21 protein-coding genes and 1 tRNA gene are annotated in these 23,064 nt (G+C 69.8%); 10 read left to right on the top strand and 12 right to left on the bottom strand.

Features of this window, described 5'->3' with window-relative positions; all coding sequences use genetic code 11:
• Window positions 1–44: 44 nt before the first annotated feature.
• The 3 genes from U8331_RS08370 to U8331_RS08360 all read right to left on the bottom strand — a co-directional run bounded on the left by U8331_RS08370 (window position 45) and on the right by U8331_RS08360 (window position 1,706).
• Window positions 45–302 (bottom strand): acyl-CoA-binding protein, encoded by a 258-nt coding sequence (locus tag U8331_RS08370; RefSeq protein ID WP_481130594.1) that lies wholly within the window; start codon window positions 300–302, stop codon window positions 45–47.
• Window positions 303–388: 86 nt separating this feature from the next.
• On the bottom strand, window positions 389–1,333 hold the full coding sequence (locus U8331_RS08365; protein ID WP_481130593.1) for a restriction endonuclease: 945 nt from the start codon (window positions 1,331–1,333) through the stop codon (window positions 389–391).
• Between the two features lie 97 nt (window positions 1,334–1,430).
• Window positions 1,431–1,706: a polyhydroxyalkanoic acid system family protein gene (locus U8331_RS08360; RefSeq protein WP_481130592.1), complete on the bottom strand. Its 276-nt coding sequence runs from the start codon at window positions 1,704–1,706 to the stop codon at window positions 1,431–1,433.
• A 74-nt stretch (window positions 1,707–1,780) separates the two neighbouring features.
• Between U8331_RS08360 and U8331_RS08355 the strand changes: the two genes are divergently transcribed.
• The 5 genes from U8331_RS08355 to aroA all read left to right on the top strand — a co-directional run bounded on the left by U8331_RS08355 (window position 1,781) and on the right by aroA (window position 7,626).
• The gene (locus U8331_RS08355) at window positions 1,781–2,599 is read left to right on the top strand and encodes an FHA domain-containing protein (protein WP_481130591.1); all 819 of its coding nucleotides are present in this window, start codon (window positions 1,781–1,783) and stop codon (window positions 2,597–2,599) included.
• Between the two features lie 94 nt (window positions 2,600–2,693).
• A complete protein-coding gene (gene serC, locus U8331_RS08350; protein ID WP_481130590.1) occupies window positions 2,694–3,779 on the top strand; it encodes a 3-phosphoserine/phosphohydroxythreonine transaminase in 1,086 nt (361 codons plus the stop codon).
• 138 nt (window positions 3,780–3,917) lie between these two features.
• Window positions 3,918–5,054, top strand: a complete 1,137-nt coding sequence (gene pheA / locus U8331_RS08345; protein WP_481130589.1) for a prephenate dehydratase — start codon at window positions 3,918–3,920, stop codon at window positions 5,052–5,054.
• A gap of 74 nt (window positions 5,055–5,128) precedes the next feature.
• On the top strand, window positions 5,129–6,301 hold the full coding sequence (hisC, locus tag U8331_RS08340; protein WP_481130588.1) for a histidinol-phosphate transaminase: 1,173 nt from the start codon (window positions 5,129–5,131) through the stop codon (window positions 6,299–6,301).
• A complete protein-coding gene (gene aroA, locus U8331_RS08335; RefSeq protein ID WP_481130587.1) occupies window positions 6,298–7,626 on the top strand; it encodes a 3-phosphoshikimate 1-carboxyvinyltransferase in 1,329 nt (442 codons plus the stop codon). Before hisC ends, aroA begins: the two co-directional genes overlap by 4 nt.
• On the opposite strand, the gene U8331_RS08330 is transcribed toward aroA, so the two are convergent.
• Window positions 7,623–8,276: an energy transducer TonB gene (locus U8331_RS08330; protein WP_481130586.1), complete on the bottom strand. Its 654-nt coding sequence runs from the start codon at window positions 8,274–8,276 to the stop codon at window positions 7,623–7,625. The genes aroA and U8331_RS08330 overlap by 4 nt on opposite strands.
• Before the next feature lie 121 nt (window positions 8,277–8,397).
• Here U8331_RS08330 and serS point away from each other — a divergent pair, with 121 nt between their 5' ends.
• Window positions 8,398–9,693, top strand: a complete 1,296-nt coding sequence (serS, locus tag U8331_RS08325; protein WP_481130585.1) for a serine--tRNA ligase — start codon at window positions 8,398–8,400, stop codon at window positions 9,691–9,693.
• A 193-nt stretch (window positions 9,694–9,886) separates the two neighbouring features.
• Here the strand turns inward: serS and U8331_RS08320 are convergent, their stop codons facing one another.
• Window positions 9,887–10,471 (bottom strand): FMN-dependent NADH-azoreductase, encoded by a 585-nt coding sequence (locus U8331_RS08320; RefSeq protein WP_481130584.1) that lies wholly within the window; start codon window positions 10,469–10,471, stop codon window positions 9,887–9,889.
• A 112-nt stretch (window positions 10,472–10,583) separates the two neighbouring features.
• Here U8331_RS08320 and U8331_RS08315 point away from each other — a divergent pair, with 112 nt between their 5' ends.
• Both U8331_RS08315 and U8331_RS08310 read left to right on the top strand, forming a co-directional pair.
• A complete protein-coding gene (locus U8331_RS08315; RefSeq protein ID WP_481130583.1) occupies window positions 10,584–11,558 on the top strand; it encodes a LysR family transcriptional regulator in 975 nt (324 codons plus the stop codon).
• 70 nt (window positions 11,559–11,628) lie between these two features.
• Window positions 11,629–11,718: transfer RNA gene (locus U8331_RS08310), tRNA-Ser, on the top strand.
• Window positions 11,719–11,756: 38 nt separating this feature from the next.
• Here U8331_RS08310 and U8331_RS08305 read toward each other — a convergent pair.
• The 6 genes from U8331_RS08305 to U8331_RS08280 form a co-directional block, all read right to left on the bottom strand.
• Entirely contained in the window at window positions 11,757–12,065 is a 309-nt protein-coding gene (locus tag U8331_RS08305; RefSeq protein ID WP_481130582.1) for a DUF2218 domain-containing protein, read from the bottom strand.
• A 13-nt stretch (window positions 12,066–12,078) separates the two neighbouring features.
• A complete protein-coding gene (locus U8331_RS08300; RefSeq protein WP_481130581.1) occupies window positions 12,079–13,644 on the bottom strand; it encodes a PepSY-associated TM helix domain-containing protein in 1,566 nt (521 codons plus the stop codon).
• Between the two features lie 10 nt (window positions 13,645–13,654).
• Window positions 13,655–13,918 (bottom strand): hypothetical protein, encoded by a 264-nt coding sequence (locus U8331_RS08295; RefSeq protein ID WP_481130580.1) that lies wholly within the window; start codon window positions 13,916–13,918, stop codon window positions 13,655–13,657.
• Window positions 13,918–14,256, bottom strand: a complete 339-nt coding sequence (locus tag U8331_RS08290; protein WP_481130579.1) for a hypothetical protein — start codon at window positions 14,254–14,256, stop codon at window positions 13,918–13,920. The genes U8331_RS08295 and U8331_RS08290 overlap by 1 nt, the downstream gene beginning before the upstream one ends.
• Window positions 14,257–14,275: 19 nt before the next feature.
• A complete protein-coding gene (locus U8331_RS08285; protein WP_481130578.1) occupies window positions 14,276–16,417 on the bottom strand; it encodes a TonB-dependent siderophore receptor in 2,142 nt (713 codons plus the stop codon).
• A 229-nt stretch (window positions 16,418–16,646) separates the two neighbouring features.
• On the bottom strand, window positions 16,647–17,618 hold the full coding sequence (locus U8331_RS08280) for a M28 family peptidase (protein WP_481130577.1): 972 nt from the start codon (window positions 17,616–17,618) through the stop codon (window positions 16,647–16,649).
• A gap of 130 nt (window positions 17,619–17,748) precedes the next feature.
• On the opposite strand from U8331_RS08280, the gene U8331_RS08275 reads away from it, so the two are divergent.
• On the top strand, window positions 17,749–18,396 hold the full coding sequence (locus U8331_RS08275) for a response regulator (RefSeq protein WP_481130576.1): 648 nt from the start codon (window positions 17,749–17,751) through the stop codon (window positions 18,394–18,396).
• A 68-nt stretch (window positions 18,397–18,464) separates the two neighbouring features.
• On the opposite strand, the gene U8331_RS08270 is transcribed toward U8331_RS08275, so the two are convergent.
• Window positions 18,465–21,596, bottom strand: coding sequence for an Rne/Rng family ribonuclease (locus U8331_RS08270; RefSeq protein ID WP_481132932.1), 3,132 nt, complete (start codon window positions 21,594–21,596; stop codon window positions 18,465–18,467).
• A gap of 477 nt (window positions 21,597–22,073) precedes the next feature.
• Here U8331_RS08270 and U8331_RS08265 point away from each other — a divergent pair, with 477 nt between their 5' ends.
• Window positions 22,074–23,048, top strand: a complete 975-nt coding sequence (locus U8331_RS08265) for an RluA family pseudouridine synthase (RefSeq protein ID WP_481130575.1) — start codon at window positions 22,074–22,076, stop codon at window positions 23,046–23,048.
• Window positions 23,049–23,064: the final 16 nt, after the last annotated feature.

The following is a 23,064-nucleotide window of genomic DNA, read 5'->3' as shown; positions in this document are numbered from 1 at the left end:
GCGGGGTTGAGCAATACCTTTTTCGGCGATGCGGTGCTTCGGGGTCAGCGGCGGAGGCGGGTGGCGAGCTCGATGTAACGGCGCATCGCTTCGTCGCGGGTGACGCCTGCAAGGGCTGCCCACGCCTCGTACTTGGCCGCGCCGACGACATCGAAGATGCCGGGCTTCCGCCCGCCTGCGTCGCCCGCGGTGGCCTGCTTGTAGAGCCCGTACAGGCGCAGCAGGGTGTCGTTGTCGGGCCGGTCGGGCAGGGCCTGCACGTGGCGCACGGCCTCTTCGAACGCGGCGATCAGGTCCGGCATGGGGGCTCCAGGCACCGTCGAGGCGACGCATGACAGCACGGGTGCACGGGGTGGTCAACCGACGCCGCGGTGCCTGTCGCGGTCGGTCAGAACGTCCTGCATTGCATGAAGCGCACCGGCGTGTCACTGCCCGGCGCGGGTTGCAGCTGCACCCGGGAGGCGCGCAGTGCCTCGCTGCTTTCGAGCACGTCGCAGATGGCGTCGATCTGCGGCTCGGTCACGTCCGGTTTGAGCTGCACCAGCAGGGTCGAACGCGTCGCCCAACCCGCATCGACCATGCCGGGCAGCACCGCGACCGATTGTTCGATCGCAACGCGTTGCTCCTCCTCGCTGGCGGACGGGCGTTCGGGTGCGGGCTCGAGGGGCGCGGCCGCGGGTGCGGTCGGCGGCGGGGCGGCGGTCACGGGCGATTTTTCGACAGGCCCGTCGGCCGCCCCCCCGGTCAGCCCCGCCAGCACCGTCGCCAGCAGCAGGCCGACGGCGAGCGCCAGTGCCCACGCGAACAGGGTGAGTCGCGCGGTGTCGCGGCGTGCGCGTGCGAGCAGGTCGTCGTGCAGGCTCGGTGGCAACAACGGGTCGATCAGCGGCCACAGCTCCGCGCCGTCGAGCAGCTCGATCGCCCCCGCGTGCTTGCGAACGTCCGTCTCGATCCGGCCAAGGGTGGTGAGGATGCCGCCGCTCGCACCGCTCATCCGGACCGCCCGTGCCAGTTCGTCGACCATCGCGCGGTTGATGCGGTAATCCACGCCCTGCTTGCAGGTGAGCAGCCAAGTCTGGCCGTCGCGGTTGAGCAGCAGGTCGGCCTTCTGGCCACGGTCGGCGGAAGGCTCGAGCCGGCTCGCCTCGAATCCCTGCGCCTGCAGCGCCTCGATCACGAAGCGTGAAAACTCGCGCCAGCGCATCGCCGCCAGGGCACGCAGACCGGCCGACGCCGTCAGCCGGGGACAATGGATCCGCCAGAGCCAGGCGGTGGCGGCCGCGCCCAGCAGCAGGGCGATCACCAGCGCGGTCACCACGAACGAAACGGTCATCATTCCCGGATCAACCCTTTCCCCACCGAAGACCCGCCGCAATATACGCAGCGCTCCGCGACCGCCGGGTGACGCGATGCGGGCCGGGGTGCGGCGATCAGGAGAAGCGCTCCGTCAGCACGCGCCGGATCTCGGCCTCGATCGGCCCCTTCATCGCACCGAACAGGAAACCCAGCTGCGCGGTGACGTGCAATTGGCCGGGCAGCAGGGCGATGCGGCCCTCGACGCCGCTGCGGCTGAAGTCGAGGATGTCGCCGTTCCACCGGCACTCGACGCCGAAGCGGTCGACCAGCTTGTCGGCCACGTCCTGCACCGCCTGGCGGGCATGCGCCGGCGCCATCGTGTGGGGATGCTGGATGTCGATACTCGCCATGACGTTCTCCTGGGACGCGCCCATTGTGCTTCGGCGGACGTCGCCGTCAAAGCCGTGGGCGGGGACGCACCGCCATGCTAGATTTCGCCCGCGTGGATGCCCTGAAACTGCGATTTCCCGACCGCCAACCCGACGACGTGCCCCTGAGCCAGGGCGTGCACGCCGTCGGCCGTGCCGGCGACGGACGCCTTGCCCCCGTGCAGCAGCGCGAAGCGGCGCTCGTGCAGTTCTGCGTCGATCGCCGCGGTGTATGGCTGCAGTCGCGCGAGGGCACCACGGGGCTGCACGTCAACGGCCGCCCCGTGCGCCGCATGGCGATGCTCCGCGCCGGCGACGCGGTCCACGTCGAAGGGGTCGAGCTGACCCTGCTCGGTTCCGCGCCGGGGCCGATGCCCACCGCCGTCCCCGATATCCGCGAAAGCGACCGCCGCGTCGTCCTGCGCGGCGTCGGCGGCCCCCACCACGGGCGCTGCTTCAGCCTCGACCACTCGCGCGAAATCGGGCGCGGACCCGAATGCGACGTCCGCATCGACGAACCGCGGATCGCCGAGCGGCACGTCCGGCTGGAACCCCACCAGGACGGCATCGTGCTCCGGGACCTGGGGGCGACGGATGACAGCACCGTCAATGGACACCCGGTCCGGGAAGGATTGCTGCAGGCGGGCGACCAGATCGTCTTCGGCAGCCAGCACCGCTTCGTGCTGGAGGCACCGTTGTCGGCGGGTACGCAGTGGACCGAGCCGGCACGCGTCGATGAGCCGGGGCCGGAGCTGCCCGCCATTCCCGCACGTTCCTCCGGTGCACGCTCGGTGCGCCGCCTGCCGTGGCTGTTGCTGGCCGCGCTGCTGCTTGCGGGCGCGTTGACCCTGCTGCTGATGTTCGGGACGCGCTGAACCCGGGAGGGGCGTTGCGGGTCTTTGCATCGTGCTGCACTGCGGCATACTGCCGGTACGCCGGATTTCCCGGTCTGCCGACGGAGCGCCACCCATGACCCGCTGCTACAACTTCAGTGCCGGCCCCGCGACGTTGCCGGAATCCGTGCTGCAGCAGGCCCGGGATGAACTGCTGGAGTGGCGCGGGGCGGGCGCGTCGATCGTCGAACTGAGCCATCGCGGTCCCGAGTTCATGCAGGTGGCGTCGGAGGCGGAGTCCGACCTGCGCACGCTGATGTCGGTCCCCGACGATTACGCGGTGCTGTTCCTGTCCGGCGGCGCCACCACCCAGCAGGCGCTGATCGCGTTGAACTTCGCCGAACCCGGGCAAGTGGCCGACTATGTGGTCACCGGCCACTGGGGCAGGACCGCGCTGAAGCAGGTACAGCCGTACGTCGCCGCCCACGTCGCCGCCAGCGGCGAGGACGACGGGTTCCGCGACATCCCCCCGCGCGGCGAATGGCGCCTGTCGGCCGACGCGGCCTACGTCCACATCACCGCCAACGAAACCATCCACGGAGTGGAATTCGACGACGTGCCGGATGTCGGGGCCGCGCCGTTGATCGCCGACTTCAGTTCCAGCATCGCCTCGGCGCCGGTCGACGTCGCGCGGTTCGGCATGATCTACGCCGGCGCGCAGAAGAACCTCGGGCCGGTCGGCGTCAGCGTCGCCATCGTGCGGCGGGACCTGCTCGAACGCGCGGGTCAGCCGCGCGCGCCGATCCTCGACTACGCGCAGCACGCGCGCAGCGGCTCGATGCTCAACACGCCACCGACCTTCAACTGGTATCTGGCGGGCCTGGTGTTCAAGTGGATGCTGGCCGAGGGCGGAGTGGCGGAGTTCGCCCACCGCAACGCGCGCAAGGCGGCGATGCTCTACGAGGCCATCGACGGCTCCGGCGGTTTCTACCGCAACGAGGTCGCGCCCACCGCACGTTCGCGCATGAACGTGCCGTTCTTCCTGCACGACGCTGCGCTCGACAAGGATTTCCTTGCCGGGGCGAAGGACGCCGGCTTGATCTCGCTGAAGGGCCACCGGGCACTCGGCGGCATGCGCGCATCGATCTACAACGCCATGCCGGAAGAAGGCGTGCGGTCGCTGGCCGGCTTCATGCGCGATTTCCAGCAGCGCCGCGGCTGAGCCGGCCGGGCATGTCCTCATGCCCGTCGACGCGAGTCGGCTCCGGCGGAGTCGGCAACTATCGAGGGCCGGCGTCGCCGGTCCGGATAGCCTGTCGGAAGCCGGTTCCGCGTTGTCCATGTCCCAGGCGAGAGAGCGATGACTATCCCCACCACGCCGGCTGCGCCGGCCGCATCCGAAATCCCCGACGAGGCCGCTACGGCGGACCTGCCGGCGCTGCGCGAACGCATCGACGGGATCGACCGCCGCATCCAGGAGCTGATCGCCGAGCGGGCGCGGTTCGCCGGCCAGGTCGGCAAGGCCAAGGGCAAGTTGGCCGCCGCGGTGGACTACTACCGCCCCGAGCGTGAGGCGCAGGTGCTGCGGCGGGTGGTCGACCGCAACGACGGCCCGCTGGAGGGCGCGGTGCTGGTGCGCCTGTTCCGCGAGATCATGTCCGCCTGCCTGGCCCAGCAGGAACCGCTGAAGATCGGCTTCCTCGGTCCCGAGGGGACGCATTCGCAGCAGGCCGTGTACAAGCACTTCGGCCACTCGATCCATGGCCTGCCGCTGGGCAGCATCGAGGAGGTGTTCGGCGAGGTGGAGGCCGGCGCCGCCGATTTCGGCGTGGTGCCGGTGGAGAACTCCACCCAGGGCACGATCCAGTCCACGCTCGACATGTTCCTGACCTCCGGGGTAAAGATCTGCGGCGAGGTCGAGCTGCGCGTCCACCAGCACCTGCTGTCGCGCGGAGGACGGATCGGCGACATCGAACGGGTCTACTCGCACCCTCAGTCGTTCGCGCAATGCAAGGCGTGGTTGCGCCAGTACCTGCCGGGCGCGGAGACGATCCCGGTCTCCAGCAATGCGGAAGCCGCGCGACGCGCCCGCAACGCCGACGACGCCGCCGCGATCGCCGGCATCAGCGCGGGGACCGTGTACGGGCTGCAGAATGTCGCCGGGCCGATCGAGGACCGCCCGGACAACACCACCCGCTTCCTGGTGCTCGGCCGCGAGCTGTTCACCCCTTCCGGCAATGACCGCACGTCGCTGCTGGTGTTCGTCAAGGACCAGCCCGGCGCGTTGCACCACGTGCTCGCGCCGTTCGCCCGGCACGGACTGAGCATGAACCGGATCGAGTCGCGTCCGGGGCATACCGGGCGCTGGCAGTACGCGTTCTTCATCGATATCGGTGGACACGTGCAGGACGGGGCGATGCGCCCTGCGCTCGACGAGCTGGCGGAATTCGCGCAGCAGGTGAAAGTGCTGGGCTCCTATCCGGTGGCGATCGCGTGAGCGGCGTGGCGAACGGCCGGCGGGAAACGCAGGAGCCGGGCACGACGATCGGGGCGGCCGTGCCGGCGGGACCCGTGTCGCGCCGCACCCGCGACGAGGCGCCAGCCAGGCGCGGCGATGTGTTCGACGAAAACTGGTTCGCGGCCCGCGCCCGGCCCGCGGTCCGCACTTTGCGTGCCTACGATCCGGGGCACGACCTGGTGGACCTGCGCCGGCGGTTCGATGCGCAGGGGCTGGTCGAGCTCGGCTCCAACGAGAATCCGCACGGCCCCTCACCGGCCGCGCGTGCCGCGGTGCTGGATCGGCTGCACCTGCTGCATCGCTACCCCGATCCGCTCGGGGCGGGACTCCGGCAGGCGCTGGCGGAGCGGTACGCGGTGGATCCGGCGCAGGTGCTGCTCGGCAACGGCTCGCACGAGTTGCTGATGCAGCTGTCGCAGGTGTTCGCCGGCCCCGGCGACGAGGTGGTCTTTTCGCGCTACGGCTTTGCGGTGTTCGCGCTGGCCGCGCAGGCCGCCGGCGCCACCCCGCGTGCGGTCGAGGCGCTGCCCCGCACGGCGGCGATGCCGCTCGGCCACGACCTCGAGGCCATCGCTGGCGCGATCACGCCGGCGACCCGGCTGGTCTACCTGGCCAACCCGAACAATCCCACCGGCACGTGGTTCGATCGGGCGGCGCTGGAGCGCTTCATGGCACGCGTGCCGGCGGACGTGCTGGTGGTGCTCGACGAGGCGTACGCCGAGATGGCCGATCCCGGTGCCGATTGCGCGAATGGACTGGCCCTGCAGGCGACGCATCCGAACCTCCTGGTCACGCGCACCTTCAGCAAGGCCTACGGGCTCGCGGGGCTGCGGATCGGCTACCTGATCGCCGCGCGCGGACTGGTGGCGGTGATGGACCGGGTGCGCGAGAGCTTCAACGTCAACGCCCTGGCGCTGGCGGCGGCCGAAGCCGCGCTGGCCGACACCGCCCACCTGCGGAAAGCCTGTGCGGACAATGCCGCCGCCCGTGGCGAGCTGTCGGGGGCGCTGCGCGCCCGCGGAATACCCGCATTGCCGTCGCAGACCAACTTCATCCTGGCTGAGTTCGGGCCGCGGGCCGCGGCCGTGGAAGCGGGCCTCATCGAACGCGGCGTGGTGCTGCGGCCGATGGAAGGCTACGGGCTGCCGCAGTGGCTGCGGATCACGGTGGGCACGGCCGAGGAAAACGCGCGCCTGCTCGCCGCACTGGACGAGGTGCCGGCATGAGCAATCCGCGCCTTGACTGGTTGGCGTCCATGGGGGGACCGCTGCGCGGCACGGTTCGCGTGCCCGGCGACAAATCGGTGTCGCACCGGGCAGTGATGCTCGGCGCCATCGCCGAAGGCACCACCGAGATCCACGGCTTTCTGGAAGGCGACGACACCCGCGCGACCGCGCAGGTATTCGAGCAACTCGGCGTACGCATCGAGTCGCCCCGGGACAATGTACGGATCGTCCACGGCGTGAGCCTGCACGGGCTGGTGGGCAGTCGTTCGGCGCTGGACTGCGGCAACTCGGGAACCGGCATGCGGTTGCTGGCCGGGCTGCTGGCGGGGCAGCCGTTCGACAGCGTCCTGGTGGGCGATGCCTCGCTGACCCGGCGGCCGATGCGGCGCGTCACCGAACCGCTGGCCGGGATGGGCGCGGATATCGGCGCCGGTGCGGACGGCACGCCGCCACTGCGCATTCATGGCGGCCGCGAGCTTCACGGTGTCGATTACGACCTGCCGGTCGCGAGCGCCCAGGTGAAGTCGGCGATCCTGCTGGCCGGACTGTACGCGCGCGGCACCACCGTGGTGCGGGAGCCACACCCCACCCGCGACTACACCGAACGCATGCTCGCCGCGTTCGGCTGGCCCATCGATTTCGCCCCGGGTCGGGCACGGCTGGAGGGCGGCCACCGCCTGATCGCGGCCCGGGTCGACGTGCCCTCGGACTTCTCTTCCGCGGCGTTCTTCCTAGTGGCGGCCAGCGTGGTACCGGGGTCGGAACTGCGGCTGGAGGCCGTCGGCATGAACCCGCGACGGACCGGCTTGCTGCATGCCCTGCGCCGCATGGGGGCCGATATCGTCGAGGAGCGCCCGCGGGAGCAGGGCGGCGAACCGGTGGCCGACCTGGTCGTGCGCCACGCGTTGCTGCACGGCACCGAAATACCTGCCGCGCTGGTGCCCGACATGATCGACGAGTTCCCGGCGCTGTTCGTCGCGGCCGCCTGCGCGCGTGGCCGCACCGTGGTGAGTGGCGCGGCGGAGTTGCGGGTCAAGGAGTCCGACCGGATCGCGACCATGGCCGCGGGCCTGCGCTCGCTCGGGGTGGTCGTCGACGAATTCCCCGACGGCGCCGTCATCGAAGGTGGCGCGCCGGGCGGCGGGGCCGTCGACAGCCACGGCGATCACCGCATCGCCATGAGCTTCGCGGTGGCAGGGCAGGTGGCGTCGGGCGAAGTGCGGATAGCGGATGTCGCCAACGTGGCGACGTCGTTTCCGTCATTCGAGGAACTCGCCATGGACGCGGGAATGGCACTGCGTCCCGCAGCGCGGCACGCCGGCTAGCGCGGGGCCTCGAACGAGATCGGCACCTCCACGGTGCCCACGGTGGGGCGCCCGTCGAGCGTGGCCGGCTCGAAACGCCAGCGCTCGACGGCGCGGGTGGCTGCACGGTCGAGCAGGCGCGAGCCACTGCTGCCCGCCACGGTCACCGAGGTGGGCACGCCGTCCGGACCGATCTGCGCGCGGACCATCACCGTGCCGCGCTCGCCGCGGCGCAACGCGCGCAGCGGGTACTGCGGCGACGGCATCGATCCCGGCAGCGGGCGCGGTGGTACCAGTGCGCCCGCGGTGGGCGCGGGTGCCGGCACGGTTTCGGGCGTGGGTGGCGGTGCTTCCACCAGGTGCGGCAGTTCTTCTTTCGCCGCCGGTTCCGCCGCGACCTGTTCCCGGCGCTCCGGGTCGAGCCCGCTGGCGTCGTTGCCGCGCGCAGGCAGAGGCACCGGCAGCGGCTCGTACTGGTCGGGCGCGGCGGTCGGCGGCGTGCCTTCGACGCGGTAGAAGTCGTCGCGGTCGCGATCGCCCGACCACACCATCGCGAACAGCGCAAGGCCGATCACGAACGCGGCCAACACCAGCCACAGCGCTTTCGGCGACGGGCGCCAGGCGGCGAGGTCGAAGGAACGGCGCGGCGGAGTGGACGGGGATGCGGTCATGGAGAGGTCGACGGCGGCGTGTGGCGCCATTGTGCATGCATGTCGTTAATAGTTCGCAACCTGCGCCCATCCACGGCGATTCACGCGATAATCCCGCTCTGATCTCAACGCGGTAGCCCCGATGCTCGACCCCAACCTGCTGCGCCAGCAGCCCGCCGAACTTGCCGACCGCCTGCGCCGTACGCGGGGTTTCGACCTGGATGCCAGCGCCCTGGAGGCACTGGAGGCCGAGCGCAAGCAGATCCAGGTGCGGACGCAGGAGCTGCAGGCGTTGCGCAACAGCCGCTCCAAGGCGATCGGCCAAGCCAAGGCGAAAGGGGAGGACGTGGCGCCATTGCTGGCCGAAGTCGCCGGTCTCGGCGATGAGCTCAAGGCCAGCGAGGCGCGCCTGCAGGCGATCCAGGGCGAGCTGGAGGCGATCACCCTCGGCATCCCCAACCTGCCGCACGCATCGGTGCCGGTCGGCGCGGACGAATCGGACAACGTCGAGCAGCACCGCTGGGGCACCCCGCGCGCGTTCGATTTCGAGGTGAAGGACCACGTCGAGCTCGGCGCCCGCAACGGCTGGCTCGACGGCGACACCGCGGCCAAGCTCAGCGGCGCCCGCTTCACCGTGCTGCGTGGACCGCTGGCAAGGCTGCACCGGGCGCTGGCGCAGTTCATGCTCGACCTGCACACCGGCGAGCACGACTACCAGGAAACCAGCGTGCCGCTGCTCGTCAACGCCGACAGCATGCGTGGCACCGGCCAGCTGCCCAAGTTCGAGGACGACCTGTTCGCGACCGAGGTCGGCGACGGCAGTTCCGTCACCAGCCGGCGCTACCTGATCCCGACCTCGGAAGTGCCGCTCACCAACATCGTGCGCGACGAAATCATCGAGGACGCGGCGTTGCCGATGCGCATGACCGCGCACTCGATGTGCTTCCGCGCGGAGGCCGGCAGCCACGGCCGCGATACGCGGGGCATGATCCGCCAGCACCAGTTCGAGAAGGTCGAACTGGTCAGCATCACCCGCGCGGCGGAGTCGTGGGACGAACACGAGCGCATGACGCGCTGCGCCGAAGTCGTGCTGGAGAAGCTCGGCCTGCCGTACCGGCGGCTGCTGCTGTGCACCGGCGACATGGGCTTCTCCGCGGCCAAGACGTTCGACCTGGAGGTGTGGCTGCCGAGTCAGGCGACGTACCGCGAGATCTCTTCGGTATCCAACTGCGAGGCCTTCCAGGCGCGCCGCATGCAGGCCCGCTGGCGCAACCCCGAAGCCGGCAAACCCGAACTGGTGCACACGCTCAACGGCTCGGGTGTGGCGGTCGGCCGGGCGCTGATCGCGGTGATGGAGAACTACCAGAACGCCGACGGCTCGATCACCGTGCCGGAGGTCCTGCGCCCGTACATGGGCGGCCTGGAGCGGATCGACTGATCGACCCTCTGTTCCGTCGAACTCTTGTAGGAGCGGCTTCAGCCGCGATCGGATGCCCGTTCCGGATACCGATTCCACGATCGCGGCTGAAGCCGCTCCTGGCACCGGCGCACGGGGACGGCGTAACAGGCAGCAAAAACGAGGGCCCGCAGTGCGGGCCCTGTCCATAATCGGAGTGACGCGGATCCGGTACTCAGGCCGCCAGTGCCTCGCACGGGCCGTCGATCCGCTCGTGCGCGGCCCTGATCGAGGTAGTGCGCTGTTCCGGCGACACCGCCAGGCCTTCGGCGGTGATGAACTCGACCCCGGTGATGCCCCAGAACCCGAACACGAACCGCAGGTAGGGCTCGATGAAGTTGGTCGGCGCGTCGCCCGAGTGGAAGCCGCCATACGCGCCCGCCACGAACACCTTCTTGCCGCCCGCAAGGCCGACCGGGCCGGCTTCGGTGTACTTGAAGGTCTTGCCGGCCACCGAGATACGGTCGATCCAGGCCTTGAGCTGGCTGGGGATGTTGAAGTTGTACATGGGCACGCCGATCACCACGATATCGGCGGCAAGGAACTCGTCCATCATCGCCGCCGCCAGGGCGACTTCGGCCGCGTCGGTGCCCGCCAGCGAGCCCGCGGCCAGGTGGGGCGCCGGCGCCGCGGCCAAATCGCGGTAGGTGATGTCCAGGCCGGGGTGGGCGGCCTGCCAACGGGCCACGATCGCGGCGCTGAGCTCGCGGCTGGCCGAGTTGGCGCCGAGGATGCTCGAATCCAGGTGCAGCAGTTTCATGGGGTTCCCTCAAGGATGGGCCGTGGCCCGACGGAAACCAGCGTAGGTTGTTGCGCCTTTGGGATAAACCGGTTCTAATGCCACGAAACGTTCTGTCAGTGGAATTATCGCCATGCATGACCTCAACGACCTCTATTACTTCGCGATGGTGGTCGACCACTCCGGCTTCGCCGCCGCGGAACGAGCGCTCGGGATTCCCAAGTCGCGCCTGAGCCGCCGCATCACCCAGCTCGAGAACGACCTCGGCGTGCGCCTGCTGCAACGCTCCACCAGGCGTTTCGCGGTGACCGACGTCGGCCAGAGCGTCTACCGACACGCGCAGTCGATGCTGGCGGAGGCGCAGGCCGCGCGGGAGGTGGTCGATCGCCTGAGCGCGGAACCGCGCGGGCTGATCCGCGTCAGCGTGCCGGTCGGCGCGGCGCAGGAGCAGATGCCGCGCCTGCTGCCCGAATTCCTTGCCCGCTACCCGCAGGTGCGCGTGCAGCTGCACGTCAGCAACCGGCGGGTGGACGTCATCAACGAGGGCATCGACGTGGCCCTGCGCGTGCGCTCCCGCCTCGACGACGACGGCAGCCTGGTGATGCGCAGCTTCGGACAGATCCAGGAGTTGCTGGTCGCCAGCCCCGACTACCTGCGCAAGATGGGACGACCGACGAGCCCCGACCAGCTCGACGAGCACGTGACCCTGAGCATGAGTGAGGACGACGCGCGCCAGCGCTGGGAACTGCACGGGCCTGACGGCGAGGTCCGGCGCATCGACCTCAAGCCGCGCGTCGCCGGGTTCGACTTCCCCATGCTGATGGCGCTGGCGAAGATGGGCGTCGGGATCACCATGCTGCCCGAGACGATCTGCGCCGACGCCGTGCGCCGCGGCGAACTGCAGGTGGTGCTGCCCGAATGGCGCCTGCCGCAGGGCATCTTCCATGCCGTGTTCGCCTCGCGCCGCGGCCTGCTGCCGGCCGTGCGCGTGTTCATCGACTACCTCGCCGAGAAGGTGCCGGAGCTCGTCGAGTCCGCGCGCCTGGGCTGCGCCGACATCAACGGCCGCCCCTGCAGCGAAGCCGAACTGCGTCTCCACGCGCGTTGAGCGTACGGGCGGGCGCCATGCGAGAATGGCGCCCGCCGCGGCTCCACGGTCCGCGCCTGCAATGCATTACGGAGAGATGGCCGAGCGGTTTAAGGCACCGGTCTTGAAAACCGGCGAAGGGTCAAACCTTCCGTGGGTTCGAATCCCACTCTCTCCGCCAGATCCGGCCCGCGTTTCCGCGGGCCTTCTGTTGTCTGCTCAGGCCGCCGGTTGATCGGGCAGTCGATTCCACTCGATTTGCAGTGCCTCGCCGCGTGCCATGCGCAGCAGGTGATCGGCGACGACGCCTTCGATCCGCTCCAGCGCCTCGGGGTCGCTGGCCTCAACTGTTGCGGTCAGCCGGCTCCCGTTCGCCTGCAGACGGCACGTGGCGCCCGGCAGCGGGATCACCGCGTGCGATTCGCCCAGTTCGACATCGAACTTGTGCGCCCAGTGCTTGGCGAGGCGGTTCATCAGCTTGGCAGGGCCGAGGTCTTCGACGGTGATTTCGGCGCGGCTGGCGTACATGGCGTCTCCGGGATCAGGCTTGTGGCAGCGCGTCGGCCCACACACTGTGGGCGTCGCCATGCCGGGCGCGGCGTGCGCTGGCACGGGCCAGCGCAATGAAACCGGCGGCGAGGGCCAGCGCCATCGCGTCGACGGTGACCAGTACCCAGTGTCCAGCCGCGGCCGCTTCCCACAACGGCCAGCCGCTCGCCCAGCCGTGTGCGACCGGGACCGCCAGCGTCACCACCGCCGCGGTCCAGAGCAGTTCGCGCGCAGCCCTGGAGGGCGGGCGCAATGCGGCCCATAGACCACACAGCGCCCAGCTGCCGAAACAGGCCCAGCGCTCGGCGGCCGCGGACTCCATGCCGAGTGCCGGTGCAACCTGCGCGGCCACGAACGCTGCCGAGATGGCCACGCACACGCCGATGCAGACGCCAACGGTGGCACGCGCCATCGCAACGGGGGCACGGCCCTGTTGGAGCGCGCGCCGCTTGCGCCGCGTTTCCACCCACAGCAGGTTGCCGGAGTAGAACAGAAACGCGCCGGCGAGCCCGAGCAGGAAATACAGCCACAGCACCAGCCGGTTGCCGAACTCGCCGAAATGCAGCGCATAGCTCGCCATCAGGGTGGCGTGATTGGCGTCGCGCGAGCCCGGCAGCTGCACGCCCAGAGGGGTGCCGTCCCCGGCATCGAACGCGACCGAACCGAGGCCGAGCCCGCCTGCCGCCGCGCCGGTCACTTCCACCACCGCGTTGGCGTCACCGCCATGCTGGAGCTTCAGGTACTCGGGTTTGAACGCCGCGATGCCGTGCTCGCGCGCGATTGCTATCGAACGTGCATGCCATTGCGCGAGCGACTGCATCGGCGCCGGCTCGCCGGCCGCGGCGACCACCGGCGCGGTGTCCATTGCGCCGGGCACGGCCTCCATCAGCTTGCCTTCGAACACCAGCGGGTTGAGCACGGGCAGCAGGACGAAAGCAAGGCAGAGCATCGCGCCGGTGACGGCGAACATCACGTGCACCGGCAGGCTCAGCACGCCGATCACGTTGTGGGCGTCCTGCCAGAAGCGCTTGCGGTTGTGGCCGGGACGCAGGGCAAACAGGTCCTTGGCCAGGCGGGGCAGGTGGATCACCACGCCGGTGACCAGTGCCAGCCCGTACAGCAGGCTGACCACGCCCATCAGCCAGGCACCCGCCACGGGAATGCCGAGCGAGTAATGCAGCGCGTTCACCAGCTCGGCGAGGCTGGAGGTCGGCGGCACCGGGCTGCCCTCCAGCGTGTCGAGGGTGCCGAACTGCCACACGCCCGCGGTATCCAGCCACCACACCGAGGCCTGCGCCATCTCCTCACCCGGGAAGCCGAGACCGACATGCGTGCGGGCGCCCTCGTGCCGGGCCAGCACCTCGTCGAGCAGGCGCTGGGCGTCGTCGATGGTCTCGGGCGCGCTGCCGACCGCGCTCGACTGCCACACCGGCAGGTCGTGGTGGAACATGGTGATCGCGCCGGCATAGAACGCCACGAACAAGGCGAAGCCGGCGACCAGCCCGACCCAGCTGTGGACGGCGGTGAACACCCGCAATGTCTGTGCGCGTACTTTCATCGATCGCTCCTCATGCCGCCCATCCGGTGGCCTGCACCAGCCGGAGCAGACCGAGCGTGGCCAGTGCCAGTCCACCAAGCCACGCCCACGCACGCGCGCCGCTGGCAAAGCGGAAGGCCACCGCGGCGATGCCGATCCACAACGGGAACAGCAGCACCATCCCCGGCACCAGGGTGGACTGCCAGGGGCCCGGCAGCAGCCGTCCGACCAGGCCGACCAGGGCGGCGGCCAGTACGAAGCCGGGCAGGGCGCCGGCGGTCGCGCGGCCCCACATCACTCCACCTCCGTCGTGGGCTGCGCGGGGGCGTGGACTGCTGACGCTCGTGACAAATGCGGGTACGCGTGCGGGTCGCGGCCGTGCGTCCACCAGGCGAGGTAGGGCAGCAGCACCAGTGCCAGCATCCAGCTCGCGAACATCGCGCACAGACCCGGCCCAACACCCGCCACGGCGACCCACGCGCAGAGCGACACCAGTGCAAGCACCACGCCGACTGCCCGCAACCCGGTTCGCGCCAGGCGGAGCCGCCAGCCACAGTTGGGCGACGCCAGGTACAGCGCCAGCGCCGACAGGACGGACGAGGCGAGCGCCAGCAGGTTCAGTGCCGTTTCCATCAGGAGGCCCGTCCCGCCATCACCAGCGGTAGCGCACGGTCGCGGTCACCGTGCGCGGGTGGCCGTAGTAGCACCACATGCCGCTGTTGCAGACCGCGATGTACTCCTTGTCGAACAGGTTGGCCGCGTTGACCTGCAGGCGCCAGCGGTCGTAGTCGTAGTGCACGGCGGCGTCGAACAGGGTGTACGACGGCGTCTGCCATTCGTTGTAGATGTCGCCGTACACGGAGCCGGTGTAGCGCACACCGCCGCCGAAACCGAGGCCGGACAGCGCTCCGTAGCCGATGGTGTAGTCCAGGCCAAGCGAGGCCTGCCGCTCCGGCACCAGCGCGACCTGCTTGCCCAGTGCGGCGGCGTCGGTCGTCGATGTGACTTCGGTGTCCATCCAGGTGGCCGCGCCGTAGGCCGCCAGCGTCGGCGTGAAGTTCCAGCGGCCCTCCAGTTCCACGCCGCGCACGCGGGTTTCGCCCTGCTGAACGGAGAACAGCACGTGGTCCGGGTCGACGCTCAGGGTGTTCTGCTGGCGGATGTCGTACACCGCCAGCGTCGCCAGCCCGCGGCCGCCCGGCGGCAGGTACTTGAGGCCGGCCTCGACCTGCTCGCCGGTGGTCGGCACGAACGCATTGCCGTCGAAGTCGACGCCGACCGTCGGCTGGAACGATTCCGACCACGCCACGTATGGCGCGAAGCCCGAGTCGAACACGTAGTTCACGCCGACGCGGCCGGAAAACGCATCGTCGGCCTGCCGGGTACGAGTGACCGGATCGGCGATCAGGTTGTCGGTGCGGGTACGCACCTCGTCCTGGCGGCCGGCGACGGTGACCACCCAGCGGTCGAGCTGCATCTGGTCCTGCACGTAGACGCCGGTCTGCTCCTGCACCTTGTCCTCGTGGAAGGTGTAGTCCGGCACGATCACCTCGGCACCGTAGACCGGGTCGAACACGTCGATCGGCGCGATGCCGAACGCGAAAGCGGAGGCGTAGTCGTTCTGCAGGCGGCGGTAGTCCACGCCCGCCAGCACGGTGTGTTGCCAGCGGCCGGTGGCGAAACCGAAGGTGACGTTGTTGTCCACCGTGAAAGCCTTGGAGTGCTCCTCCAGCGGGAACAGGTAGCGGTTGAGCGTGCGTCCGTCGGCCTGCAGGTCCATGGTGCCTACGCCGGCGTCGTGGTCGACGTCGGCATCCTCGTAGCGCAGGTTCTGGCGGAACTCGACGCCGTTGGCGAAGGCATGCCGGAATTCGTAGCCCGCCGACTTGCTGGTGCGCAGGTAATCGTTCCAGCCGGGTTCTCCGGTGAACAGGCTCGGACGGATCTTGCCGTGCGGGTTGGGCAACAGCGTGCCTTGGGCCGGCAGGAAGCCGCTGCCGTTGGCCGTATCGGCCTTCTGCCAGCGCGCCAGCAGGGTCAGCGAGGTGGCTTCGTTCGGCTTCCACGCCAGTGCGGGCGCCAAGTAGTAGCGGTCGTCCTCGACGTAGTCGACCAGGTTGTCACTGTTGCGGGCCAGACCGGTGAGCCGGTACGACCAGGTGCCCTCGGCATCCAGCGGGCCGCCGAAATCGAACGCGCCCTGGCGCAGGTTGAAGTTGCCGACCTGCAGCTCGACTTCGCGCAGCGGCTCGTCGGTGGGACGCTTGCTGACCAGGTTGACCAGCCCGCCCGGTGGCATCGCGCCGTAGGACACCGACGACGGGCCCTTGAGTACGTCCATCCGCTCCAGGCCGTAGGGCTCGACACGGGTGGCGCCGGTCCAGGTGCCGTCGGTCATCGCCAGGCCATCCATGTAACGCGCCGGGGTGAAGCCGCGTACCAGCAGCCAGTCGCTGCGCGTGTCCTGTCCATACCCCGCGCCCTGGGTACCCGCGAGGTACCAGAACGCCTCGTCGATGCCGTGCAACCCGCGGTCGGCGAATTGCCGGGCGCCCACCACCGACACTGATTGCGGCACCTCCAGGATCGGGGTGTCGGTCTTGGTCACGGTCTGGCTGCGTTCGATGATCCGCGCCTGCACCTGGATCGTGTCGAGCGTGGTGGCGTCGGGCATCTCACCGGAGGAGTCCGCGGAAGAATCCTGGGCGGTGGCAATCGTCGGCGCCGCGAGCGACAGGGCAGCCAGAAGGACCCGCAGTGACTGCGAGAGGACGGAAGGTGCGGGGTGGGACATGGAAGGCCTTGTGCGGGAGGGGGCAGGCTGGAGTGCCTGCCCCCGGATCAAATGGTAATCATTCTCATTTTATCCGCCCGATGCCGCTGCGGCAATGCGCTCCCGAATGGGCCGCCGAAATCGGCGACCCGCACCCAAGCGGGCGCTTGCCCGCAAGCGCCGCGTGCCGGCGCTAGGGTCTCGACCCCGGCCGGTTCCCGCGACGCGAGAACCGGTGTCGTACGACGGACTAGTCCGCCCGACGGCTGACAGCGGCGGCGTCCACAGACGCATCGCCGACGGTGGCTCCGGTCTGCGCATCCCATGCCCGCAGCGCGGCCTCGATCGCATCGATGCCGCGAGCGGCGGCATCGGGATCGATCTGGTCGAGGGTGTCGTGTTCGCTGTGCAATACCCGCATGAGCTTGGGCATGGTCGTCGGGGTTTCGCCGGCATACGCCTGGAGTACGCCATCGACTTCGCCCGCGCCGACCAATGAGTAGGACACGGCCGGCCATTCGGCCTCGAGGAACGCGCGGTGGTCGGTGGGCGGGTACTCGGCGCCGGCCGAGAGCGCCAGGCCGGACGCCGTGGCGGCGACGCGGGTCGATGCGACCAGCGGATGGCCCGGGTCCGGGGCCATCATCCACACGGTGTCGCCCCAGCCGAACACGTCGAAGTTGACGTATTGCGCAGGGGCGGGGCCACCCGCCGCGACGAAGGCGCGCGCGCCGAGCAGGCCGCGTTCCTCCTGGTCCCAGAAAGCGACCGCGACCCGGTGCCGGTGCAGCGGTTGCGCGCGGAAGCGCTCGGCCAGTTCCAGCACGACCGCGCTGCCGGATGCATTGTCGGTCGCACCGTCGCCTTCGCCGACCCGGTCCGAATGCGCCCCGAGCAGCAACAGCGGCGCGTCGGCCGGGCCGCCGACATCGGCGAGCACGTTCACGCCGGGGCCGTGTTCGCTCTCGAACGGCGCCTCACGCGCATCCAGGCCGAGCGAATCGAGCTGGTGTCGGATGGCCTCGCGGCGACCGGCATTGTCTGCTGCGGCGGCGATCGCTTCGACGTCGGCCAGCCACTCCGATGCCTCGCTGCCGGCTGGCGCCGGTGTGTTGCTCCGCGCGGTCGATGTGGCACCGCCTGCCGATGGCGAGCACCCGGCGAGCAGCACCAGTGCCACTGCGATCGGGAGTGTGTAGGCGTGGCGGGCTCTGGGGTTCATGGCAGCGGGCTTGGATGGGATAGCGGCCGAGTGTGCCGCAGCTTCGCTCGTCCGGCATGTGCATCCGGTTGCGCGCCCCCGGCACCGCCGGTAGCCTCCGGGCGGGGAGTTGGACTACGAGGGGAAAGGGATGACCGTTCGTGTATTCATCGTCGACGACCATGCGCTGGTGAGGACCGGCATGCGCATGATCCTGTCGTCCGAAACCGATATCGAGGTGATCGGCGACGCCGAAAGCGGCGAAGCGGCGCTGCCGCTGATCCGTGCGCTCAAGCCGGACGTGGTGCTGTGCGACCTGCATCTGCCGGGCGTCAGCGGGCTGGAGGTGACCGAGCGCGTGGTCAAGGGGAACCACGGCACCCGCGTCATCATCGTCTCGGTGCTGGAAGACGGGCCGCTTCCGAAGCGGCTTCTCGAAGCGGGGGCGTCGGGCTACGTCGGCAAGGGCGGCGATGCCGCCGAACTGCTTCGGGCCGTGCGCGACGTTGCGCGCGGACGCCGCTACCTGGCCAGCGGGATCGCCCAGCACCTGGCGCTGAGCGGGCTCGGGGGCGGCGAATCACCGTTCGACCTGTTGTCGCCACGCGAGCTCGAAGTCGCGCTGCTGCTGGTACAGGGCCTGCGCCAGGAGGAGATCGCCCGGCGCCTGAGCCTGAGCGCCAAGACCGTGAACACCCACAAGTCGCGATTATTCGAGAAGCTCGAGATCACCGACACCATTGCATTGGCGCGATTGCTCGGGCAATACGGACTGATGGAGCCGGCACTGGCGCTGTAACGGCGTACGCGCAACGAAAAACGGGCCGCATCGAGCGGCCCGTTGTTTTTCTCCGCCTCGAAACGCGGTCAGGCGTCGCGACTGCGCGGCGTGTCGCCGCCGTCTTCCGAAGCTTGGCCTTCGACCGCCGCGTCCGCCGCCGGGGGTGACGGCTCGGCATCGAACAGTCCGGGCGTGCGCGGCGGCACGGCCGACGGCTGCCCACTGCCGTTGGTCGGGCCGGTTGCCGCGCCACGCTCGACATCGACCGCCTGCTGCTCCGGCCGGGCGGGTTCGATCGCGGTTTCCACCGAGTCGGCGGGAGCGATGGTCTCGTTGCCAACCACCGCGCCGTCGTCGACCGGTACCGGAGACGGCACGATGTTCTCTTCGATCACCGTCCCGTCGACGGCCGCGTCGGGTTCCGCGACCGGGGTGGACGGCTGACCTTCCGGATTCGCGGCCTGGACTGCCGCCTCCGCCGGCGACGGCGCGGCGGCTGCCACTTCAACGGGAGCTGCAGCCGGGGGCTCGTCATTGCCTCCGCGCGGGGCTGCCGCGACAGGCGCCGGGGCGCTGTCCGAAATGGCCTCCTGCTTCGGGGCCGACCGGCGCGGGCGGTCGATGCCGGCATCGGCATCGGCCTTGGGCCCGGTCCGGGTTTCGGCAGTCACTACCGGCAACGCGGCAGCCGCAGCGATCGCCGGGGTGGCGTCGTCCTTCGGCGAGGACACCGGGGCGTCGTTCCGGGCTTCGCGACGTGTCTGCCGGGGCGGGACAGCCTCGTCATCGAAGTCGAACTCCGGTTGCGAGCGGCTGGCCACGGGCTTGGCGACCTCGGCGTCGGCATCGATCTCGTCGATCGCCGCGGTGTCGGGAGCCACCGCCTCGGCGGCGCTGTCGGCGCCACCGCGGCGACGGCGACGACCGCCGCGACGGCCGCGGCGACGACGGCCGCCTTCGCCATTGGCGTCGGAGCCATCGCCGTTCTCGGAGCCTTCCTGTCGCGGCGCGTCGGCGTTGTCGCGGCTGGCCTTCGGCTCCGGTGCCTGTTCGGTCGGAGCCGGCTTGGCAACGGTCACTGCGGCGTCGGCGGCGGCCACCGCGGGTTCGACAGGCGGAGTCGTTGCGTCGGCAGTGGGCTTTTCGTTGCGCGGCTGGCGGGGCGGCTTGGGAGCGGGAGCCGCCGAGGTTTCGGCCGCGGCCTGGGCGTTCTGCGTGCGCTCTTCCGCCGGCTGGCGCGGTTGCTTCTGGCGGCCCTGCTTGCCGCCGCGGCCCGGCTGCACGTCCTGCGACGGCTGGCCATTGCGCTGCTGGGTCTTGCTGCCTTGCGCCTGGTTCTCGCGGCGCGGTTCGTCGCGGCGACCGTCACGGCCCTGCTTGCCACGGCGCTGACCGTTGCGGTCGTTGCGCTCCCCCCGCTCGCCGCGCTCACCGCGTTCGTTGCGGCCACGGCCGTCCTGCGGGCGGCGGCCCTGCGAGGAGGCCTCGACGGCGGCCGGTTGGCTGCCGCGGAAGAAGCGCATGATCCGCTCGACCACGCCGATGGAGTGGGTGGGTGCGACCACCTGCGGCGCCGGAGTCGGGGCGGCGGCCTCCACCGGCTCGCGCGGTTCGCGCAGCGGCGCGGGCTGTGCCGGCTTGACGTTGGTCACGGCGGCCGCCGCCGGGATGTTGAGGTGGGCCTTGGTCAGCGCGTGGGTCGGCAGCTTGCGCGGGGTGCCGCGGTGATAGCTCGGCCTGCTGGTTTCCTCGCCCATCTCGTTCTCGCGGATGCGCGTGACCTCGTAATGCGGCGTATGCAGCTGCTCGTCGGCGACGATCACGATCGGCGCGTCGTGGCGCCTTTCGATCTCGCTCAGGGCGCGGCGCTTTTCGTTGAGCAGGTAGGTGGCGATTTCGGTCGGCGCCTGCACCAGCACCTGGCCGGTGTTGTCCTTCATCGCGTGCTCTTCGGCGACACGCAGGATCGACAGCGACAGCGACTCGACCGACCGCATCCGGCCGTGGCCTTCGCAGCGCGGGCAGACGATCTGGCTCGATTCGCCCAGGCTGGGGCGCAGGCGCTGGCGGCTCATCTCGAGCAGGCCGAAACGCGAGATCCGGCCGACCTGCACGCGCGCGCGGTCCTGCCGCAGCGCGTGCTGCAGGCGGTTCTCGACCTCGCGCTGGTGCTTGTTGGAGGACATGTCGATGAAATCGATCACCACCAGACCGCCGAGGTCGCGCAGGCGCATCTGGCGCGCGACTTCCTCGGCCGCCTCCAGGTTGGTGTTGAACGCCGTCTCTTCGATGTCGCCGCCCTTCGTGGCGCGCGCCGAGTTGACGTCGACCGCGGTCAGCGCCTCGGTCTGGTCGATCACCAGCGCGCCGCCGGACGGCAGGCGCACCTCGCGCTCGTAGGCGTTCTCGATCTGGGACTCGATCTGGAAGCGGTTGAACAGCGGAACGTCGTCGGTGTAGTGCTTGAGCTTGCGCAGGTTGTGCGGCATCACCTGTTCGACGAACTCGCGCGCTTCGGCGTACATCTCGTCGGTGTCGACCAGGATCTCGCCGATGTCCGGGCGCATGTAGTCGCGCAGGGCGCGGATGATCAGGCGCGACTCCTGGTAGATCAGGAACGGCGCGGGCTTGCTGAGCGCGGCGTCGGTGATCGCCTTCCACACGCTGACCAGGTAATCCAGGTCCCACTGCAGCTCTTCTGCGTCGCGGCCGACGCCGGCGGTGCGGATGATCACGCCCATGTCGTCGGGGATGTTCAGGCTGTCCATCGCCTTCTTCAGCTCGGCGCGGTCGTCACCTTCGATCCGGCGTGACACGCCACCGGCGGTCGGCGAGTTCGGCATCAGCACCATGTAGCGGCCGGCCAGCGAGATGAACGTGGTCAGGGCGGCGCCCTTGTTGCCGCGCTCTTCCTTGTCGACCTGGACGACGACTTCCTGGCCTTCGCGCAGGAGTTCCTTCAGCCCGGCCTTGTTGTGGTCGACGCCGGCCTGGTAGTAGTCGCGGGAGATTTCCTTCAGCGGCAGGAAGCCGTGGCGGTCGGCGCCGTATTCGACAAAGGCGGCTTCGAGCGAGGGCTCGAGGCGGGTGATCTTGCCCTTGTAGATGTTGGACTTCTTCTGTTCCTTCGACGGTTGCTCGATGTCGATGTCGTACAGGTTCTGGCCGTCGACAATCGCTACGCGCAGTTCTTCGGCCTGCGTCGCATTGATCAGCATGCGCTTCATTGTTGCGTCCTCGCGCGCTCTATCGCGCGGAACGCCATGGCGTTTCGCTTCTGGACACCGGGTCCCGCCTTCGCGACTCGTGCAGGGCTTTGGGAAGCGACCCTTGCGCGCGCCGGCGCGACCTGACTATTTCCAGCGCTGCAACACCACGGCATGCCGCGGGAGCGCTTGTGTGTTGCTATCCAATCGTTCTGGGCCGGCGGCCGCGTTCGGCAGGATGCCTTGGCGTCGCACGGGGCGTGTTCATCGCAGGCGGTTTGACCCGCCGGACGAGGGCCGGTTCCGCCGGACCGTCGCTGCTAACATGGCTATCCCGGGGACAGTGGTCAGGCGCGGAACGGAATCGCAGGTCGGGCTTTCGGCCCCGGCCCCGGCTCCCGCCCGGACATCGTCCGGACGCGGCAGGGAACTCCCTGCGAAATCAAAACCTTATCTCGCGTCGCGAGTGTATCAGATAACCCTGAGCGGATGACCCATTCAGTACCAGCCCCCGCCGGCACCGGACAGGCAGGCGCCCGCACCGTGCGGGTGCCCGAAGACCGCGCCGGCCAGCGGCTCGACAATTTCCTGCTGGGCCAGCTGAAGGGCGCGCCCCGCTCGCTGATCTACAAGCTCGTCCGGTCCGGGCAGGTGCGGATCAACGGGGGGCGGGCCAAGGCCGAGCGCAAGCTCGAAGGCGGGGACGAAGTGCGGATCCCGCCGGTGCGTCTCGCCGAAGCGGGAGACAAGCCGGCGCCGCCGAAGGGTTTCATGGACGCGTTGGATGCGGCCATCGTGTTCGAGGACGCCCGGCTGCTGGCTCTCAACAAGCCTTCCGGCGTGGCCAGCCACGGCGGCAGCGGCATCAGTTTCGGCGCGATCGAAACCCTGCGTGCCCTGCGTCGGAACCAGACGCTGGAACTCGTCCACCGGCTCGACCGGGACACCTCCGGACTGCTGATAGTGGCCAAGAAGCGTTCGGCCCTGACCGAAATACAGGCGCTGATGCGGGAGGACGGCGGCATCGCCAAGCGCTACCTCGCGCTGCTCACCGGTCGCATGCCCGATGGGGTGATGAGCGTGGACGCGCCGCTCCATGTCGGTTTGCGCCAGGGCGGGGAGCGTCACGTGCAGGTGGTCGGACACGGTGCGGGAAAGGCATCACTGAGCCACTTCCGTGCGCTGGAGCGACGCGGCGGCCATTCGTATTGCGAAGTGCGGATCGAAACCGGACGGACCCACCAGATCCGCGTGCACGCGCAACACATCGGGCACGCGGTGGCAGGGGACGACAAATACGGCGATGCGGCGACCAACAAACGACTGCGGGAGCAGGTCGGACTGAAGCGCCTGTTCCTTCACGCGTCCACGCTGGAGTTCGCCCTGGACGGCGGCAAGGCGCCTTACCTGCTCAATGCCCCGCTTGCGCCGGAACTGGTGGACGTCCTCGACCGACTGGCCTGAGTCGGTACGGAAGGCA

The sequence above is a fragment of the Lysobacter sp. CC-YZS074 genome (genome assembly GCF_056739745.1).
The sequence above is the reverse complement of the archived record's forward strand: the minus strand, read 5'-3'. Positions and strand labels throughout refer to the sequence as shown.